This is a genomic window from Paenibacillus sp. ALJ109b, from assembly GCF_010747435.1.
In the GTDB taxonomy this organism is placed as follows: domain Bacteria; phylum Bacillota; class Bacilli; order Paenibacillales; family Paenibacillaceae; genus Paenibacillus; species Paenibacillus taichungensis.
On sequence record NZ_JAAIFP010000006.1, the window covers coordinates 186,976 to 207,699 of the forward strand.

General features: G+C 48.6%; 14 protein-coding genes and 1 tRNA gene. 1 reads left to right on the plus strand and 14 read right to left on the minus strand.

The genetic code is table 11. The features are described from left to right. Positions 1–55 precede the first annotated feature (55 nt). The 14 genes from G3352_RS07140 to pyrR form a co-directional block, all read right to left on the minus strand. Positions 56–129 (minus strand) — tRNA-Met (locus G3352_RS07140). 72 nt (positions 130–201) lie between these two features. Next, positions 202–366 carry a hypothetical protein gene (locus tag G3352_RS30850; protein WP_167666091.1) on the minus strand — a complete coding sequence of 55 codons (165 nt, stop codon included), beginning with the start codon at positions 364–366 and terminating at the stop codon, positions 202–204. A 132-nt stretch (positions 367–498) separates the two neighbouring features. After that, on the minus strand, positions 499–1,953 hold the full coding sequence (locus G3352_RS07145) for an ABC transporter substrate-binding protein (RefSeq protein WP_163755274.1): 1,455 nt from the start codon (positions 1,951–1,953) through the stop codon (positions 499–501). A 21-nt stretch (positions 1,954–1,974) separates the two neighbouring features. After that, positions 1,975–2,838, minus strand: a complete 864-nt coding sequence (locus tag G3352_RS07150; RefSeq protein WP_063567873.1) for an ABC transporter ATP-binding protein — start codon at positions 2,836–2,838, stop codon at positions 1,975–1,977. Positions 2,839–2,840: 2 nt separating this feature from the next. After that, the gene (locus G3352_RS07155; RefSeq protein ID WP_163755276.1) at positions 2,841–5,747 is read right to left on the minus strand and encodes an ABC transporter permease; all 2,907 of its coding nucleotides are present in this window, start codon (positions 5,745–5,747) and stop codon (positions 2,841–2,843) included. Continuing rightward, entirely contained in the window at positions 5,747–6,862 is a 1,116-nt protein-coding gene (locus tag G3352_RS07160) for an efflux RND transporter periplasmic adaptor subunit (protein WP_099858485.1), read from the minus strand. The genes G3352_RS07155 and G3352_RS07160 overlap by 1 nt, the downstream gene beginning before the upstream one ends. Further along, positions 6,825–7,745 carry an ABC transporter ATP-binding protein gene (locus G3352_RS07165; protein WP_240342970.1) on the minus strand — a complete coding sequence of 307 codons (921 nt, stop codon included), beginning with the start codon at positions 7,743–7,745 and terminating at the stop codon, positions 6,825–6,827. The genes G3352_RS07160 and G3352_RS07165 overlap by 38 nt, the downstream gene beginning before the upstream one ends. Before the next feature lie 289 nt (positions 7,746–8,034). Beyond that, positions 8,035–8,676, minus strand: a complete 642-nt coding sequence (gene pyrE, locus G3352_RS07170; RefSeq protein WP_099858483.1) for an orotate phosphoribosyltransferase — start codon at positions 8,674–8,676, stop codon at positions 8,035–8,037. Then, on the minus strand, positions 8,673–9,413 hold the full coding sequence (gene pyrF, locus G3352_RS07175; protein WP_163755278.1) for an orotidine-5'-phosphate decarboxylase: 741 nt from the start codon (positions 9,411–9,413) through the stop codon (positions 8,673–8,675). Before pyrF ends, pyrE begins: the two co-directional genes overlap by 4 nt. Before the next feature lie 111 nt (positions 9,414–9,524). After that, positions 9,525–12,743: a carbamoyl-phosphate synthase large subunit gene (carB, locus tag G3352_RS07180; RefSeq protein ID WP_163755287.1), complete on the minus strand. Its 3,219-nt coding sequence runs from the start codon at positions 12,741–12,743 to the stop codon at positions 9,525–9,527. A 1-nt stretch (position 12,744) separates the two neighbouring features. Then, positions 12,745–13,887, minus strand: coding sequence for a glutamine-hydrolyzing carbamoyl-phosphate synthase small subunit (gene carA / locus G3352_RS07185; protein WP_053784194.1), 1,143 nt, complete (start codon positions 13,885–13,887; stop codon positions 12,745–12,747). Positions 13,888–14,281: 394 nt separating this feature from the next. Further along, on the minus strand, positions 14,282–15,586 hold the full coding sequence (locus tag G3352_RS07190) for a dihydroorotase (RefSeq protein WP_163755290.1): 1,305 nt from the start codon (positions 15,584–15,586) through the stop codon (positions 14,282–14,284). 126 nt (positions 15,587–15,712) lie between these two features. After that, entirely contained in the window at positions 15,713–16,624 is a 912-nt protein-coding gene (locus tag G3352_RS07195; protein ID WP_094939311.1) for an aspartate carbamoyltransferase catalytic subunit, read from the minus strand. Continuing rightward, positions 16,624–17,187, minus strand: coding sequence for a bifunctional pyr operon transcriptional regulator/uracil phosphoribosyltransferase PyrR (gene pyrR, locus G3352_RS07200; RefSeq protein WP_090901445.1), 564 nt, complete (start codon positions 17,185–17,187; stop codon positions 16,624–16,626). Before pyrR ends, G3352_RS07195 begins: the two co-directional genes overlap by 1 nt. A gap of 792 nt (positions 17,188–17,979) precedes the next feature. Between pyrR and G3352_RS07205 the strand changes: the two genes are divergently transcribed. Beyond that, positions 17,980–20,655, plus strand: coding sequence for a YhgE/Pip domain-containing protein (locus tag G3352_RS07205; protein ID WP_163755292.1), 2,676 nt, complete (start codon positions 17,980–17,982; stop codon positions 20,653–20,655). Positions 20,656–20,724: the final 69 nt, after the last annotated feature.

A 20,724-nucleotide genomic window follows, 5' to 3' on the forward strand; every position in this document is an offset into this window, starting at 1 on the left:
GAACAAAAATGTATAACGTTCAGATGATGGCTGTGAATCATCCAGTAAAACTAAATTGCGGGGGCAGGATTTGAACCTGCGGCCTTCGGGTTATGAGCCCGACGAGCTACCGGGCTGCTCCACCCCGCGTCAGTAAGAAATATTAAAACAGCGACTTAATTAATATACACCATACCTCCCCATTAAGTCAAGGGGTAATGTTTAGGGGATAAAGCGTACGCCATATCTTCCCTTTTTTGAACGATATACTTCCACTTCAGCCGGCTCGTTATGGCCATAAATCCACCCATCCTGCTCCATCCGTTTTGCAAGACACCCTGCCTGAAATTTGGTTGCATACAATTTGCTGAAATATACCCAGTGCATTCCACTCGTCCTTTCTTGAAGTCATCATTTATCCCTACTTTTGTAGAATACCCCAATTTCATAAAAATAGCCGCCGAAGATATAAATCTCCAGCGGCTGCATCTATGATTTTATTACAAGATCATCTAACTTTTATTGAAATGTGGCTTTAGGGTTCTTTTTCAATTTCTCCAGCATCTCGTTCCCTTTGGCTGCCCATTCACCAAGCGCTTCTTTTGGTGTTTTTTTGTTCGCAAGAACTTGATTGAAGTATTCCATACCCTTATCACTTACTTGCCACAGGTTCGGCATTTTTTGATACATTTTATCCAAGTTCGTATTAGTCGGAGGTACAGGTTTCAATGTATAGAACGCCTGAATGTTGTAATCCAAACCATCCTTCGGTTTAATGAAGCTCTTCCGTGAAACCATCTCATAACTGCTGCGAGCTTTGATCTTCGCCCAATCTTCACTGTTCATATACTTGATCAATTCCCACGCATCATCAGGGTTCTGAGCTGAACTATTAATGGCCATAAGGTTGCTCAGATAAATATTGCCTCCAATTTCAGGAGCCTCTGGATGAACTGGAGGAGTGACAACATCCCAGTCTACCTTCGTAAAATCTTTCATTTTATCCGCATTTTTATTGGCATCAATCAATTGATTAATGTAACTGTAATCTCCAATCACCATGGCTGTTTTGCTACTCAGGAACAGATCACCCTGAAGCGGATTATAACGTCCACTCTCATCCTGATTATCCTGCGGTTCGTCACCTTTAGGGATGACTTTATCTAAGGCGAGCTTGCTTATCGTGCTCCATACTTTCTCCCACTGAGGAGAATCTACAGTCATTTTCTCCGCTTTGTCATCAAAAATTTTCAGCTGCAAAGAGTTATAATACTGCGACATCGTATAGTATGGAGAACCGCCTTGATAGGTACTGAAAGAGAAACCAAATACATGGTCTTTTCCTTCACCTTTGGTAAGACGTGTACCCAGGTTGAAAATATCATCCCAAGTCATGTTATCCGTTGGAGGCTCCACGCCTGCTTTTTCAAACATACCCTTGTTATAGAACAAAGCTGAAGAGGAAAATGTTGGCGTCAAAGCGTAGATGCTCTGATCTCCCAAATCCTTGATTCCTTCGAGAACACTTGGCACAATATCCGTAGTATCAAACTTGTCTTCCTGCATCAGTGGGTCCAGTTGTTTCACCATGTTTTCCTGAATTAACGACTTGACTGTCGCCGTATCCGCCACGATGATGTCTACCGGGTTATCCCCTGTCATAATCTTCTTCAAGCTTTCCATCGTATCCGGGATGTCCTGTTGCTCTTCCTGGTTACCATACCCATACATGCTGCCCTGATCTACCGCTGGTACAACTTCGATCGTTATATTTGGATGTGTCAATTCAAAAGCATCGGTAAACTGCTGACGGAAATAGCTGTCATCCTGGCCCCCCCATAATGTCGCTACACGCAGTACACGCTGCTCGTTATCCTTGGACTCACTCGCTGTACAACCCGCAAGAAGCGGCAATGCCAGACTGGCTGTAGCCAGCACGGCAAGCACTCGTTTTCCCCAAAACCTGTTCTTCATCTCCCAATTCCCCCTCTAAAATTATCTTGGCGGTGTAATGACAATACGTTCACCGTCAAATTCCAATGTGGCACGATTATCAATGGACAGCGCCTCCAGATACTCCTTGGGCACCTGAAGTCGTCCCGCACGGTCAATAATGACAAAAGCTTCATGAATATCCGGGGCTCCTGCCTCCGATAAGCCATGTTCGTCATCCAGATTCGGATTGCGTTTCACAAACTCGGTGCTGGTCAAGCCGTCCCGAATCGCCACGATCCGGTCCACCTTACCAGCAAGGGTTAGATCATGAGTAACAATCACAATCGTGACCCCGAGCTCCTTGTTCATTTTGCGAAAAATGCCCATGATGGTATCACATGTCTCTGAATCCACCGAACCTGTTGGCTCATCGGCAAGCAGCAGCTTGGGGCGATTTGATAGCGAGATGGCAATCGCCACCCGCTGCTGCTCACCACCGGATAATTGATGCAGCTTGTTGTGCATCCGATCCTTCAGTCCAACCCACTCCAGCAGCTGCATGGCATAGGCACGATCGCGCTTGCCTCCCAAAATCATGGGCGTTTCCACGTTTTCCAGTGCTGTGAGGTATGGCAGCAGATTACGGCCGTTATTTTGCCAAATGAACCCTACAGTATGTCGTTTGTACTCCACCAATTGGGCATCTGTCATTTTCAACAAATCCCAATCCCCGACAACGGCTGTACCAGCAGTTGGACGATCAAGTCCACCCAGAATGTTGAGCAATGTGGATTTACCACTACCACTGTTACCGATAATGGCCATCATTTCACCTTGATTGACAGTCAGATTGAGACCTTGAAGGGCAACGACTTCCACATCGCTGGATTTAAAAATTTTGACAAGTCCTTCGCATTGGATCACGTTTACCTCTCCTCTCCCATTTTGACTGCCTGGTGAACACGCAGCCTGCGAATTTGCCACAGCAGCATCGTTGCTCCAATGATCAGCATAACCACGGTCACACCGTACAGTTGCAGCATATCTTTCTCTTCAAATACAATTCGGAACGGAGGTACCTGTGCGGACACATTATCTGTCGTTTGCAGGAAGGGCAAGAACAGACGGCTGGATACCTGACCAATGCCAATACCGAGAATGATGGACAGACCCGCCGTGAACACCTGCTCCAACAGCAGCATACCGCTCAATTGCGCCCTGGATAACCCCATCGCCCGCAGGACACCGAACTGTACTACACGCCCGGATAGATTGAAGAACCAGTACAGAATGTATCCGATTAGGGAAATAATCACCGACACAAGGAATCCGAGACTCAGTATGCCGAACACCCCGCCCCTTGATGGATGTTTGCCCTGTGATACCAGCTCTGTACGCACATCGCGCACAGACGATAATTCAATGCCTTCAGCTGCAAGTTTCTCCATCAAAGGAGCGACTTTGGCATCCGGCTCCATTTTCAGCCAGACCTCATATGGAATCAGAGGCACCTGATCATAGATATAATCCAGATTGGCAATGAAAAACGGCATCTGATCCGGGTACTGGGCAGGCCAGTAAGGCATAATGCCAAAGACCACAAATTCAATCGCCTGGCCCTGTACACCAATGGAGACGAGGTCTCCGGTTTTGAGCTTGAATTTGTCTGCAAATTTGGAAGAGATCAATACGGCCCCTTCATATTTTCCAAGCAAGTCAAGGTACCTATAAGGATGAGCCGGGAACAGATCGTTGCGGAACCACGCCACTTGGGCAAAATCCACATTGTCGATACCCACCAGCATTCCCTGTCCACCTGATTTGCCAGAGACAATAATATTGCCTTTCGTTTGCAGCACTCTCGCTGCATGTTCGACACCATTCAGGCTGCGGAACACTTCAAAAGGTGGCTCGGAATAGATCATCTTCGTGGGTTGTGAAGTACCACCGCCACCACCTGATCCACCTCCACCGCCGTTACCCCCGCCTCCAGAACCACCGCTACCGTTTCCTCCACCCTGTCCACCGCCTGAACCTCCGTTTTGTCCGGAACCTGTTGGCTTAACCTCAGGTGTGCCTTCCCATACCGTCTGCATAATAACATCCGATCCATAGCGGTATAACGTGCGCTCGGTTGAGTTCAGATCAATGGTACGAGCCGCTGCCGAGTTATACACACCAAGTCCAAGTGTCAATACAAGCAGGATCATCAAGGGATAGTAAGAAGATGATGAACGCGAAAGCTGCGTCAGTGTCAGATACAGTGGAACTGGGAGAAACTTACGCCCGATCAGCTGAATCAGCTTCAAAATCCACGGGAACAACCGTAAGAAGAACAGTCCCAGTGCAAAGATCGCGAGTGCCGGTACAAAGAACAGAAACGGCTGCACCTGAAGCTGATCTGTCGTCATTCCGGTCTGGAACGTCAACATTTGCCGTTCATAGAACAAGTAGTATCCATATCCGGCGAGACCCAGGAGCCCAATATCCAGGAACCAGCGCTGCCATACTGGTGCACGGTCCGTACGCGCTTGCCGCCGCTTAGCCGACACAATCGTCGCCCGCGCATAAGTTACTGCCGGAATGAGCGAAGCTATGATTGCCACCAACACGGCGATAAGACCAAGCAGGATGGCTTCCTTTGATATTCCAATTGGAATGGATTTCCGATCCACAAACGACAGGAATCCGCTCGCTGAACCGATGCTTTTCGCCATAAACCATCCAAGAAACGGTCCGATGACAAGAGAAATCGCTCCCAGGAATATACCTTCAAGCAGATAAAGAGAGAATATCTGCCGGGCAGAAGCTCCCCGACTGCGCAGAACCGCGATGTCACTTTCCTGCTTCTGTAACGACTGTCTGGCATTCATGGCAATAAAATAAAAGACCATCGCAATCATCGGTGCTGCCAGCGTGAACAGCATGGTCTGCAATTGCAGACTCTGACTGCGGAATTGTTTCAGCAGATCCCCGAAGGTGATGTCCACTTTCGTGTCCTTCAACCGCTGATACAGATCGATATCCAGCCTTTCCAGCACAGAGGTCAATCCCGAGAGCTGGCTCGTTTGAATCTCTTTCAGATCAAATGCATAATACCAACGTGAATTCTGAAGAGGGATCCCTTTTTCCTTTAACAAAACATTATTAAATACCGATTCATCCACATATAGTCCATTCATCATACCGTCAAATCCCTGTACCCAATACGGGCTGCTAGGATCATCGGCTTTGAAAGAACCTATAATCTTCACACGCAACGTAATATCGAGACCGCTGTAAATCGGATATTCCAGAACATCTCCGATATGCAGATCGTTACGATACATACCCTCTTCGAGCATGACCGCTTCAATCGTATCGTCCTTGACCTGGTTGCCCGGCTTCACTCCCGCAGAATAATTAACCTGTGCATCCAGGCCTGTCATCGTACCCAGACTCATGCTGCGGACCCGGCTGGCATCCACTTTCGTTGGGTCTTCCGGGTTCACCTCTGTGCTGCGGATGGAACGGGAGTTCACATACGTATGAAAAGGAAAACCGATGTCACGCGGCACATCCTCGCGAATATATCGATCCACCTCTTCCAGGCCACGTGTGTCTGTCTTCACACCACCAGGTGCCTGGTAACTCATGAGCAACGAGCCGGCTGGCAGTCCCTCACTGTTATCCTGCAGCGTCTGGGCCACGACCCGCTTCAGCGCACCATCGGCATACATCGGAATACTAACGGTGAACGCTACCGCCACAATCAGTCCGATCAGTGTGCTGAACGTCATCCAGCGAGTGTTCCACATTTTGCGGAACAACAGTCGAAGCAATGGCAGCCCCATTAGCGGCCCACTACTTTCTGTCCAACGGTCAGACCTTTCAGAATCTCCACATCCGTGGATGTCTGCTGCCCGACTTCTACGTCCACTTCACGCTTGCTTCCATCACTCTCCACCACTTGCACGTACGTTCTTGAACCGATGGAGCGCAGAGCAGATACTGGAATGACAATCGCGTTCTCTGTACGCTGTGTAACAATTGACACCGTTAGAGGTGTACCGCGTTCAACACCCTTCGGCATTTTCGCAAGCGAGACGATCACATATTGATCCAAGCTTTCTTTTGCTGGAGGCGTTCCGCCTTCACCTGAACCTCCGCCGGTACCACTTCCACTTCCCGATGCTTGGGCAACAGGCATCACCTTAACTTTGCCAGCCACTTTGCCTGCGCCATTAATGTCCACATCCGCCTTCATGCCAGCCGAGAACTTTTCCAGATCTTCCTTGGCAAACGTAGCTGCGACAACCAGGTTGGATGTATCTGCTATGGTCGCAATCGGGTCATAAGCTTTGACAGCCGCGCCCTTCTCCACCTGCACAGCAATGATTGTTCCACCGAATGGAGCCGTCAAAGTGGCTTTACCCAACTGATCCTCCAGATCGGCGAGTTCCTGACGAAGCTCTTCAAAGGCAATCGTGGACTCTTCGAACTCTACCGGGTCCATCTCATCCCGTTTGCGAAGCGTCTCCTTCATTTGCACTTCCGATTTGCGAATCTGCAGGTTTTTGGCCCGGATTTCCTTCTCCACACTCTCTACATCAAGAACAGCGAGAAGTTGACCTTTTTTCACTTTATCCCCTGGTTTTACATTCAACTCTTTGATATGCATACCGTCCAGCGTAAAATACACCTTTTCTTCCCGCTGGCTCATCATCTTGCCGCTTCCGCTTACTTTCTTCTCCAGCGTCTCCGTCCGAACTTCATATTCCGGCTTCTTGGAGATCGTTGGCGGTGTAATTGGCGGAAGTACTTCCTCCTCTGTTTCAGCCGGCAGCAAAGAGCAGCCGGACATCGTTGCAGCCACTATCGCACTAAGCACAATAAGCGCCGCGCGTTTCCCCCTCTTCGGAGCGGCCCCTTTACTTGATAAATCTGCCGTCCGCCATTTCATAAACATGGTCCGCAACCTCCAAAATCGTAGGATCGTGTGTAGTCATACAGATCGTTACTTGTTCAACTTCAATAATATTGCGAAATACAGCCATAACCTGTGCTCCCATTTTGGAATCGAGTTCAGCTGTCGGCTCATCCGCGAGCAATAATCTCGGTCTGTGGGCTATCGCCTTGGCGATGGCCACCCGCTGCTGCTCTCCCCCGGACATCTCGAATGGACGGTGCTTGACCCGTTTGGTTAGTCCGACCAGATCCAGACAATGACCTACCCGATCCTTCCATTCCGAACGCGGCACGTCCGCCATTCGCAGCGACAGCTCTACATTTTCCCAGGCAGACAACAAGGGCATCAGTGCATACGCCTGAAAAATAAAACCAATTTCTCTGCGCCGCAAAGCGGTTCGCCGCCGGTCGCCCCAATCCTGAAGAGGCTGGCCGGAGAACAGAATATCGCCACTTGATGGCTGATCCAGCCCACCCAACATATTGAGCAGTGTCGTTTTCCCTGAGCCTGACCGCCCTTTCAACATCACCAGCTGTTGCGGGTTCACCTCCATATCGATACCTTTGAGCACATGAATAATACGGCTACCCGTCTGGAAACTGCGATGAACATTGCGAACTTCCAATACAGGCCCGTCATATGGAGGCAACAGATCCTTCTTGGAGGACTTGAATTTCGCTTCAGGTTCAGCTGCTGCAACCGCAACCTCCCCCTGGCTTGTTTCGCTGGTTATGTCGTGCGGGTCGATGGATGTATTCTGCGGTTCACTTATGTATGCCGACTCCTCCTGCCCGACTGGTTCCTTATACTCCGTTTGTCCGACCGCACTGTTCTCGCCTGACTGGCTCTTGGCAGGTCTGATTTTGGAAAATAAATTCTTCATGCCAGCAATCACGCTCATCCTTTCTTCATATCCCTTTCACTTCATCAAGACACTAAAAATAGAAATCTATTCCATACTACACTGCATTATAAACGACGGATCACAACTAAAAGTTACAAGCTTTTTACAACGTTCCCGTGAAAAAGTTAATATTTTGATGAACAAACAAAAAAAGCACCCCAACGAGCGGGATGCCTCTTGAATATTCGATGAATTTGCCTCTACGGCGGCAATCATTACAATTTTGATACCGTTCACAAGCAAACCTTTCAATCCGGTGCGAATGATATTATTTACCAAATGAAGAAGGATCTTCACGCCAGGATTTGAGCAATTCAAAATCACTTTCCTGGATTGTACCCTCAGCCAAAGCCACATCCATCAAAGCTGTGTAATTGGACAGAGTTTGCAGCGGAATTCCCGCTTCTTCAAATGCCTTAATTCCTTTGTCGAGCTGATAGCTGAAAATCGCCAGTACTACCAGTGGAGTCGCCCCGGCTACGCGTACTGCTTCAGCGGCTTTGATTGAACTTCCACCTGTCGAGATCAGGTCTTCGATGACAACAACCTTCTGTCCCTCGGTGATCAGACCTTCAATCAGGTTCTCTTTGCCATGTCCTTTAGCTTTATCACGAATGTAAGCCATCGGCAGATTCAGCTTTTGCGCCACCCAGGCAGCATGTGGGATACCCGCGGTTGCTGTACCTGCAATGACCTCTGCATCGGGGTATTGATCACGAATGATCGCAGCAAAAGCTTCAGCAATGTCGTTACGAATCTCGGGATAAGACATCGTTAGACGGTTATCACAATAGATTGGTGATTTGATGCCGGATGTCCAGGTAAATGGCTGCTGCGGACGCAGCGCCACTGCTTTAATTTTCAACAATTGGGAAGCGATATGGTTGGGAATCTCTGTAAGTTCGATCATGCGTTCAACATCTCCTTCAAAATGGTTTCTGCCGCTTCACGCGGATTGGGAGCGCCCGTAATTGGTCTGCCTACAACAATGTAATGGCTGCCTCTGGTAATGGCTTCACCTGGCGTCAGGACACGAGTCTGGTCTCCGAGGCCACTTCCTGCTGGACGAATGCCTGGTGTGACCGTGTGAAAATCACTGCCACAGGCTGCGCGGATCGCCGGTACTTCCAGCGGGGAAGCAACGACGCCATCGAGACCTGCCTCATGGGCCAATCCTGCATAACGGACTACTGCTGCCTCAACGCTGCCCTGGATGCCGATCTCGGTATTCATCGTTTCCTGACTGGTACTGGTCAGCTGGGTAACCGCAATAATCTCAGGTCTGCGAAGAGAAGGATCAGCAGCCAGAGCCGCCTCTGCACCTTCACGGGCAGCACGCATCATGCTTGTACCTCCAGCCGCATGCACATTGAACATATCCACTCCCAGACGGGTGATGCTTTCAGCACCCCCACGAACCGTGTTTGGAATATCATGCATCTTCACGTCAAGGAATACCGAGTACCCCTTCGACTTCAGCTCGCGAATGAAGTCCGGGCCAGCGGCGTAAAAGAGCTGCATGCCCACCTTCAGATAACAGGGAATGCCTTCTAAGGCTTGTACCAATTCCTGTGCTTGCTCTGCTCCGGGATAATCGAGTGCCACCATCAGACGGCCAGCCATTTCGTTGAAATTCGGGTGATTCATATTCCAGCGCTCCTTCCAAAAGCTTGATTTTTCCGTTTTTGCCCGATATAAAGGACATCCCGCCAGCCCGAAGGCTGACTGATGTCCTTGATCAGTGACAAATCGTCTTATTTATTGTACAAGAGCTGGCATAGCCTCAGAGGAGAAGTTGATCGTTTGCAGCATGATCAACAGGGCACGGATCGTATCCAGTGAAGTCATACATACAATGCCGTTCTCTACCGCCTCACGACGAATACGGAATCCGTCACGCTGCGGGGTTTTGCCCTTGGTCAGCGTGTTGAACACAAAGTTTGCTTCGCCGCTGCGAATCATATCGAGAATGTTCGGCGAACCTTCACTTAATTTGTTCACCGTCGTCACCGGAATGTTCGCTGCTTCAAGCGCAGCTGCCGTACCTCCGGTAGCCATGATTTTGTATCCCAGTCTATAGAAACCTTCAAGCAGTGGAACAGCTTCCTCTTTGTCTTTGTCGGCTACCGTTACCACGATTGCTCCGGTGGCTGGGATCTTCATGCCTGCACCGATGAGACCTTTGAACAACGCTTTAGCGTAATTCGGGTCACGACCCATAACCTCACCTGTGGATTTCATCTCAGGTCCAAGCGTTGGTTCCACACGACGCAGCTTCGCGAAGGAGAAGACCGGAACTTTTACGGAAACATGATCCGATTCAGGCCACAGACCGTCCACATATCCGAGGTCTTTCAGCTTCACGCCCAGAATGGCTTGTGTTGCCAAGTTCGCCATCGGAATGTTGGTTACTTTGCTCAGGAAAGGTACTGTACGGGATGAACGCGGGTTCACCTCGATGATGTACACTTCACCCTTATGGATAACAAACTGGATGTTAACCAAACCGATCGTTTTCAGTTCTTTTGCAATCTTGATTGTAATCTCTACAATTTTCTCTTTGAGATCCTGGGACAGGTGTTGTGGCGGATAAACCGCGATGGAGTCACCGGAGTGAACCCCCGCGCGCTCGATATGCTCCATGATTCCCGGAATCAATACCGTTTCACCATCACAGATCGCGTCAACCTCAACCTCTTTACCCATCATGTAACGGTCGATCAGGACCGGATGCTCCGGATTGATTTTAACCGCCTGCTCCATATATGTCAGCAATTCTGCATCGGAGTATACAATCTCCATCGCACGACCGCCGAGTACATAGGAAGGACGAACCAGTACCGGGTAGCCCAGACTTTGAGCCGTTTCAACCGCATCATCTACTGAAATGACTGTTTTTCCTTTTGGTTGTGCAATTTCCAGACGGGAGAGCAAACGCTCGAACTTCTTGCGATCCTCTGCCTCATCAATGTTCTCCAGATCTGTTCCGAGAATCGTTACACCAGCGGCACGCAGTGGTGCTGCCAGGTTGATTGCCGTTTGGCCACCAAACTGTACGATAACACCTACAGGCTGTTCCTGTTCGATAACGTTCATTACATCTTCGAAGAACAGAGGTTCAAAGTACAAGCGATCTGATGTATTAAAGTCCGTAGACACGGTCTCCGGGTTGTTATTGATGATAACTGCTTCATAGCCTGCTTTTTGCAGAGCCCATACTGCGTGTACTGTTGAGTAGTCAAACTCAATCCCTTGACCTATCCGGATTGGACCGGAACCAAGCACAACTACTTTTTTCTTATCTGAAGGAATGACTTCATTCTCAGTTTCGTAAGTAGAGTAGTAATATGGCGTTGTTGCTTCAAACTCAGCTGCACATGTATCTACCATTTTGTAGACTGGGCGAAGGTTTTCCTCTTCACGACGTGCTCTGATTTCAGCTTCTTTCGTTAGCGTACCTCCTGGTTGACCTTCAGCACGTAACTCAGCAATGGCACGGTCTGTGAAGCCAAGACGCTTCGCTTGATACAAGGTTTCGGAGGACAATTCGGATTCCTCACGAATGCGATCTTCGAAGCGGATCAGCCCTTCGAGTTTATCCAGGAACCACCAGTCAATCTTCGTCAGATCTTGAAGCTGTTGCAATGTATACCCTCTGCGGAATGCTTCAGCGATCAGGAAGATACGCTCATCGTCGGCTTTGACCAGACGCTCATTCAGCGTTTCTTCATCAAGGGTTTCGGCATCTTTCAGATACAGACGGTGTACGCCGATTTCCAGGGAACGAACAGCTTTATGAATTGACTCTTCGAATGTACGGCCAATCGCCATAACTTCGCCTGTTGCTTTCATCTGTGTACCCAGTTTGCGGTTCGCTGAGATAAACTTGTCAAACGGCCAGCGTGGGATTTTGCTCACGATATAGTCCAGTGTTGGCTCAAAGCATGCATATGTTTGGCCCGTTACCGGATTCACGATTTCGTCCAGTGTGTAACCCATGGCAATTTTGGCAGCCATCTTAGCAATTGGATATCCCGTTGCTTTGGAAGCTAGTGCCGAAGAACGGCTTACCCGTGGGTTAACTTCGATAACATAGTATTGGAAGCTGTGCGGATCAAGCGCAAACTGTACGTTACATCCACCTTCAATGTTGAGGGCACGGATAATTTTCAGGGAAGCTGAGCGCAGCATTTGATATTCCCGGTCAGACAACGTCTGGCTTGGTGCTACAACGATACTGTCACCTGTATGAACACCTACCGGGTCAAAGTTTTCCATGTTGCAGACTACGATACAGTTATCGTTTTTGTCCCGCATAACCTCATACTCGACTTCTTTCATGCCTGCGATGCTCTTCTCAACCAGACATTGACCGATCGGGCTATACCGAATACCTGCTACGACTGTCTCACGCAGTTCTTCTTCGTTGGCACAGATTCCGCCGCCTGTTCCGCCAAGCGTGTAAGCTGGACGGACGATGATTGGATAACCAATCTCATTCGCAAAATCAAGTGATTCCTCAAGTGTAGTTACGATTACACTCTCAGGTACAGGCTGTTCCAGCTCGCGCATCAGATCACGGAACAAGTCACGGTCTTCCGCTTTCTCAATGGAAGTGAGCTGAGTTCCGAGTAGTTTAACATTCTCACGTTCAAGCACACCGGCACGTGCCAGTTCCACAGCCATGTTCAGACCTGTTTGACCACCAAGGGTAGGCAGCAAACCGTCTGGACGTTCCTGACGAATAATTTGCGTTACAAAATCCAGTGTGATTGGCTCGATGTATACTTTGTCAGCCATGTTGGTATCCGTCATGATCGTAGCCGGGTTGCTGTTGATGAGTACAACTTCCACGCCTTCTTCTTTCAGTGCCTGGCATGCTTGTGTACCGGCATAGTCGAACTCGGCCGCTTGACCGATGACGATTGGACCTGAACCAATCACCAGGATTTTTTTGAGATCTTTGTTAATCGGCATGTTATTGTGCTCCTTTCACTGCGGCTGCCAGTACGGCTTGACGCGGCTGTTGCGGGTGAGTAATCTTGTGTTCCCGAATCATCTCGATAAAGCGGTCGAACAAATAGCTGTTATCATATGGTCCTGGCGCTGCTTCCGGGTGGTACTGAACGGAAAACGCCGGGAATGTTTTATGTTTCAGACCTTCGATGGTCTTATCGTTATTGTTGATATGTGTCACTTCAAGCTCCGTATTTTTCACGGATTCTTCGTTTACAGTGTAACCGTGGTTCTGAGATGTGATGAAGCAACGTCCGCTCTCCAGTTCTTTAACCGGGTGGTTTCCGCCACGGTGTCCAAACTTGAGCTTCTCTGTGTCGGCTCCTGCCGCAAGTGCGAACAGTTGGTGACCCAGGCAGATTCCGAAGATCGGATATTCGCCGAGCAGTTCACTGATCATTTTAACCGCGTGAGGAACGTCTTTCGGGTCCCCAGGGCCGTTGGACAACTGGATGCCATCCGGGTTCATGCGGCGGATTTCGTCCGCTGTTACATCATGCGGAACTACGACAACGTCACAGTTACGTTTGCTGAGTTCACGCAAAATCCCTGTTTTTGCACCGTAGTCAACCAATACAATGCGTTCAGCCGTTCCCGGGCTGTTGTAAACATGTTGAGTAGAAGTCATAGGAACCTGGTTACGCAGCTCAGCGATGCTGGTGTCTCCCATCATCTCCAGCAACTCTTCCACAGGTTTCGATCCTGTTGTGAGAATTCCTTTCATTGTGCCGTGGTGACGAATCCGGCGAGTCAGCATCCGTGTATCAATCTCGCTGATCCCAACGATGCCATACTCTTTAAGCAAATCGTCTACGCTGTATTCCGCACGCCAGTTACTTGGTGTCGGCTCATGACGGCGTACCACAAAACCGTGTACGAACGGACGAATCGACTCGAAGTCGTCACGCGTAATGCCGTAGTTACCAATCAGTGGGTACGTCATGGTTACGATTTGACCGCAATAAGAAGGATCCGAAAGCACCTCTTGATAGCCTGTAATTCCCGTATTAAAAACGACCTCACCTGTTGTTTCACCTTCAGCACCGAATGCTTTCCCGGTGAACAGCGTGCCGTCTTCCAACAATAATCTTGCCTGTGCCTGCATCCCATTTCACTCCTCTGTGTTTATCAAAGTTGAATATTTTGAGTTGAACATGGGGGACGTTACGTTTGGTGCGGCTCCGTGGGCAGAAAACCCTTTGATCGCTGTTATCCCCGGATTACTTTGATCCCATTCTTCAAATGGAGTAATCCGGTGATAAAGGCGAACGCTTTACTTCTTCGGGTTCTTTCTGCCCACTCCGCAGTTACGTTAGTGTCCATGTTCAAAAGCATTATTCAACTTTTCTTTGTTTCGTATATTGGACTCTCGGCATGGTCTGCCTCGAGTTAGTTTTAAAGATGTTATTGGTGTATAGGTTGTAGATTTAGAGTTATAAAGACTTGTTGTTGTAAAAGAATTAAAGATGTGAAATTTATGGATTTACTAAGTTACTGATTTACTGTTGTACCGTGTTGTTCCACACGCTTTTGCCGTCCACCCATGTTTGTGTGGCCCAGCCTTTCAGCTTCCAGCCTGTGAACGGTGTGTTTCTTCCTTTGGTTGCGAACGTTGCAGGATCAACCGCTTTTTCCTCGTTCAGGTCAATCATCGTGATATCCGCTGGTGCGCCCTCTTCCAGCTTGCCAGTATCCAGTCGGAATACCCGTGCCGGATCAGCTGTCATGCGTTTCACGAGGAAGTCCAGGCTCCAAAGCCCTGTTTCCACAAACTTCGTGTACAACAGCGGGAAGGCTGTTTCGAATCCGACAATGCCGAACGGTGCCAGCTCCATGCCTTTTGCTTTTTCTTCTTCGCTATGCGGCGCGTGATCGGTAACGATCATGTCCAGCGTTCCGTCCAGCAAACCTTCGATACAAGCTTGCACATCGCGTGGTGAGCGAAGAGGAGGGTTCATCTTCCAGTTGGCATCCATACCTGGGATATCCTCATCCGACAATACCAGATGGTGTGGGCATACCTCTGCAGTTACTTTAATACCGATGGACTTCGCCAGACGAATCAAGCGAACCGACTGCTCCGTGCTTACGTGGCAGACGTGGTAGTGAACTCCAGTTGCTTCTGCAAGCAGGATATCACGGCCTACGTGGATGGCCTCGGATTCATTTGGGATACCTTTGATACCGTGACGCTTCGAAAACTCGCCTTCTGTCACATATCCGCCAACTACCAATGAGTCGTCTTCGCAGTGAGCGATGACTGGCATATCCATGCTTGCTGCAAGGCTCATAGCATCTTTCATCATTTGAGCGTTTTGTACGCCCACCCCATCATCCGTGAATCCAATAGCACCCGCTTCTTTCAATGCGGCGAAATCCGTAAGTTCACGTCCAAGCTCATTCTTCGTAATAGCTGCATAAGGCAGTACTTTTACTAGGTCGGCTTCTTTGGCTTTATCCAAAACCAGCTTAACGACATCCGCGCTGTCGGTTACCGGTCTTGTGTTCGGCATACATGCAATCGTTGTAAAACCGCCTTGTGCTGCCGAACGGGCTCCCGTCTCGATCGTCTCTTTATGCTCGAATCCAGGTTCCCGCAGATGCACGTGCATATCAATCAAACCGGGAATGACCAGTTTGCCTGAAGCATCGGTTACGCTATGCGCTGATTGCTCTGCTTTCAGTACCGCTTCGTCTTCCACTCCAGCGATCTTTTGAATTTTTCCTTCATCTATAATGATCGTTTTCCGTTCAAGTTCCCCTTGTTGATTCAAGATGTTCGCGTTCTTTATAATCTGTAGCATAATTGCCCTCCGCTTCGGTTCTGTCCGACTTGCCAGACAAGCCGGATGATTTTCTTTATCGTGTACCCTCACATTGCTCTATAAGAACTTCCGTCCCGTCAGCCTATGACCCACAGCCAGACCCTGTTACAGTTTCATCGCACGTTCCATGACCGCCATGCGGATTGGAACACCGTTTGCCATCTGCGGGAAGATCCGCGATGCTGCGCTCTCCACTACCGCGTCATCTACCTCGACATTTCGGTTCACAGGAGCAGGGTGCATAATGATTGTGCTTGGTTTCAGGCGTGACGCCCGTTCTTCCGTCAATCCATAGTGTTCGCGATAATCCTCAGCCGAAGTAATCAGGCCATGTTTATGACGTTCCAGTTGAACTCGGAGCATCATGACTACATCCGCATCGAGAGCTTCTTCCAGACCTACATAAGGTGCGTGTTCTGCGAGCTCCGGTGCCTGCATCGTTTGCGGTGCGCAGAAGCGCACATCTGCACCAAACTTTTGCAGGGCCCACAGATTAGAGCGAGCTACACGGCTGTGTAGGATGTCTCCGATGATCGACACACGCAAACCTTTCAGCTCACCGAAAGCCTTCCGCATCGTGTAGAGATCCAGCAGCGCCTGTGTAGGATGCTCGTTATTCCCATCTCCGGCGTTCACCAGTGGAACATTCACTTTCTGAGCCAGTTGTTGCAGAACACCCGAAGGTTTCAATCGGATCACCCCTGCGTCGATGCCCATGGACTCCAGTGTGCGTACCGTATCATAGATGGATTCACCTTTCTCCACGCTTGATGCAGCCGCCGTGAAGTTCAGTACTTGTGCACCCAGACGTTTTTCCGCCATCTCAAATGAGAACCGAGTACGCGTGCTGTTCTCGAAGAACATGTTGGCTACGAAGTGGGATTCCAGTACAGGAACCAGTTTCTCCTTCTGCGCTTCCCAGTGTGCTGCTCTGTTCAGAATGGATTCGATCTCATCGCGACTAAGTTCCTTGAGGCCAAGCAAGCTCCGGTCCTTCAATGCTGGTTGTGTAATCATCATGCTTGTTCCCCCCGGTTCTGAATGATCTTGACTTCGTCCTGTCCGTCCGTTTCCATGAGCGCAACCTCGATCTCCTCTGATTTGGAAGTCGGCACATTCTTGCCGATAAAATCAGGTCGAATCGGAAGTTCCCGGTGTCCGCGATCTGCGAGAACCGCCAGCTGAATGTTCTGTGGTCTTCCACAGTCCATCAGGGCATCCATCGCTGCGCGAATCGTCCGTCCGGTATAAAGCACATCATCGAACAAAATCACTTTTTTGTTATGAATCGAAAGTGATTCAGGTGTCATCGTCAACAGTTCCTTGCGATTCGCTTTATTCTCATCCAAGCGATCATCGCGATAAGGGGTCACATCGAGCTCTCCCCAAGGGATCGGTGTACCTTCGATTTCTTCAATCTTGGCGGCGATCCGTTCTGCGAGGTATACACCCCGTGTTCGAATACCGATCAGTACACAGCCCTCAATGCCTTTGTTTTTCTCCAAAATCTCATGGGCAATCCGTGTTAATGCACGGCGGATCGCGGTTTCATCCATAATGACATGTGTCTCTGTGCTCATGCGTTCAGCCTCCTCAGGATTTACCTTTCAGATCATGGCCCCGTGACGAGGAGAACAAAAAAGACTCCTTGCCGTGTTTATTGGCAAGGAGTCTCCGAACTTCAGACCGCTCTGAAGAAAGTTTACTCTCGGGATGCATCGCTTCATTTGCCGCAGCAAAAAAACGATGTATCGTTCACGTTACCTTGCCAGTCTCACGGGACTGATTTAAAGGTGCTATTCATGTCGTTCATATTGAAGGACCTCACAGGGTTCTATACTCAATATGTCCGTTTGTCTTCATGAATTATGACAGAAAGACAACCCTCTGTCAACACCTCAACATCACAGGCGAAATTCCTCTACTGTATTCCCTTTAGAATTAGAATCAGCAGTTCGGCTGAAAAACATCCAAACACATCACATTTCATTCGTTATTCATAATTATACAATAATTCTGTATATTTATCCATAAGAAATTGCGGAGAACCTTACAACCAAAATAATCCTCTGACTATAATCCAAGTTGAGACAAAGCTCTCCCCCTTTGGAACAAACAATGAGTTTTGTCATAACTATTTTAAGTTCTAAAGGTATTTTCAATATGATCCATCTCTTCTAATTTTAGAGTTCAACGTCCCAGAAACACGGAATACATGAAGGCTCTGCATTAGTCCCCAGTGAAATGGGTAAAGTTTATAAACATGAAACAATTCATTGATGCTTCAATAAAGCCGATATACATAAGGATTTACAAATACGCGACATAGAAATAAGATAAGACCTACATTTATTTACATTTAGGAGGAAGTTATGCGTCACATTTGGCAAGTTTACAAAACAGACTGGTTGCATATTTTGAAGGTTCCCACAGGTATTTTTCTAATTGTGGCTATTATTTTACTACCCGGGGTGTATGACTGGGTTAACGTGAAGTCCGTATGGGACCCCTATAGTAACACCCAAGGGATTAAAATTGCGGTGACAACCGAGGACAAGGGTGCAACTGTGGCAGGAACTAATGTCAATATTGGAGACGAACTGGTGTCCAGCCTCAAACAGAACGAAAAGCTGGGATGGACTTTTGTGAGCCAGGCTGAGGCTGACCGTGGGGTGCAAACAGGAGAGTATTATGCAAGCCTGCTCATTCCTGGGGACTTTTCAACCAAAATTACAGGTATCGTTGACGGGAAGCTGGAGCGCCCAGAGGTAATCTATACCGTTAATGAAAAGGTTAATGCCATCGCTCCAAAAATCACAGGTTCTGGTGTATCTGCGATTACAACACAAATCAATGAAAATTTCACTGAAGCCGTCAGTCAGGCTGTTCTAACCAAATTGAAGGAAGCCGGAGTTGAGATCAATGCCCAGCTTCCAACTTTGCGCAAGATGGAGAATGGCATATTCACGCTGGAGAAAAATCTTCCGGATATACAAGCTGCAGGTCAAAAGGTACTGGAAGTAGAAAAAGCCATGCCTGGTATCGTAAAAGATGCTCAAAAGATCGTCGAAATCGAAAAAAAACTACCCGAAATCAATGAAGCTGCACAATATGTGCTCAAGGTACAGGAGTATTGGCCTCAAATTAATGATGCAGCATCCGAGGTGTTGGCTATTCAGGGGCGGATTCCCGATATTCAAAAAGCCGTAGAACGTATTCAAGATGTGGATGCGAACTTTGGTCAGGTATCTGGTGTCATCCAAACGGCCCTGGATAAAACCGATAAGGCTCTCTCTATCGTAACCGCCGCAGAGCAAGATCTGGACAAAGTATCCCAAATCGCTGGTAACGGGATTGAGCTGGCCGAAGGCTTGAATCAGTTTGTGGATTCCAGTGAAGAAGCATTTCAGGCCATAGGCCCGGCAATCCGGCAAAACCTGCTGTTGGTGCAACAAATCGCAAACGCTGCGTCAGACGTATTTGGGCAATTGCAGAATACGGATCTTACTAAACTGCCGACAGCAGAAGATCTGGACCGGATCGCTGCCCGCTTGGGGATTGCGGTAAAACTCGTCGACAGTATGGCAGAACTACTGGGCAAAATCGACAACTTGCTTCCAAGCCATCCACTTGCTAATAAAATTACGCAGCTGAACACCATTTCAGATAAACTTCAGTTGCAAATCCGCCTGGCTGGGATTATCAGTGATGCTCTGCGTCGCAATACAACTCCGCCCGCAGACGTCATCGCCCAGTTAAATGCTCTCTCCAAGGAGATTAGCAGCGGCATTGGCAATTTCATGAACACCTACGAGAGCGAAATATCGCCGGCTCTTGCGGCTGGTGCGGATAAGCTGAGGTCTATCCTTTCCACTTCAGCAGATACACTACAGGGAGCAAGAGATCGAATTCCGGATATTGCGGACATTCTTGCATCAGCCAAAGAAGGCATTACGTTTGGGCAGACTGAATTGACAAAAATCCAGAGCGAACTGCCTCAAATACAATCTAAGATTCATGAGATATCGGAGACACTTGCGAACAAAAGTGAAGGCTTCATCCAAGCTTTGAACACAGTATCTTCATTAATTCGAAACGATCTGCCCAAGCTGGGGACCAAGCTGAATGAAGCGGCTGATTTTGTTCGGAACGATCTGCCCAATGCCGAGAAACAGATAGGCAAGGCATCCGATTTTGTACAAAATCAGCTTCCCGAGGTCGAACAAGGAGTACATCGTGTTGCCACGCTTGTACGTGATGATCTGCCAGCATTGGAAAGTGCCATCAGCAAGGCAGCAGACAAACTTAGAGAAGTTGAAGGCAATAACCAGTTTGCCGAGCTCGCCAAGCTTTTACGCGGTGACATTGAAGAAGAGAGTGCTTTTCTAGCAAGTCCGGTGCAAATCAAGGAACAGCAGCTTTACCCGATTCCGAATTACGGATCAGCCATGTCACCATTTTATGGCGTGCTGTCCTTGTGGGTTGGCTCAACGCTGCTAATTTCCCTGCTTCGTGCCGAAGCTGAGAATCCAGAAGGCAAGTTCCGGGGATACGAGTTGTATCTTGGACGTCTTGCCACTTTTCTGACTATTGGATTGCTTCAGGCAATCTGTGTCAGCCTGGGAGATATTTTGATCCTCGGCACCTATGTCGCAGATAAACTGTGGTTTGTCCTGTTTGCCATGCTGGTGAGTGCCGTATTTGTCACCATAACGTACACCCTGCTGTCCGTTTTTGGGAATATCGGAAAAGGGATCGCGATCATCTTCATGGTGTTCCAGTTCTCCAGCTCCGGCGGTACGTTTCCTATCAGCATGACATCGCCCTTTTTCCAGGCATTGAATCCGTTCATGCCTTTCACGTATGCGATCAGCCTGCTGCGTGAGTCGGTCGGGGGCATCCTGTGGTCGACTGCCATCAAGGATATTCTGTGGTTGTGCATGTTCATCGCACTGAGTCTCATCGTTGCACTCGCTTTGAAACGTCCACTCAGCAGTCTCACCAAACGTTCAGCCGAGAATGCCAAGAAGACCAAAATTATCGCTTAAACTCGTCCGTGAGACCCTCTGCGTAATGAACGCAGTGGGTCTTTTGTTTAAACCAACATGCACATATCG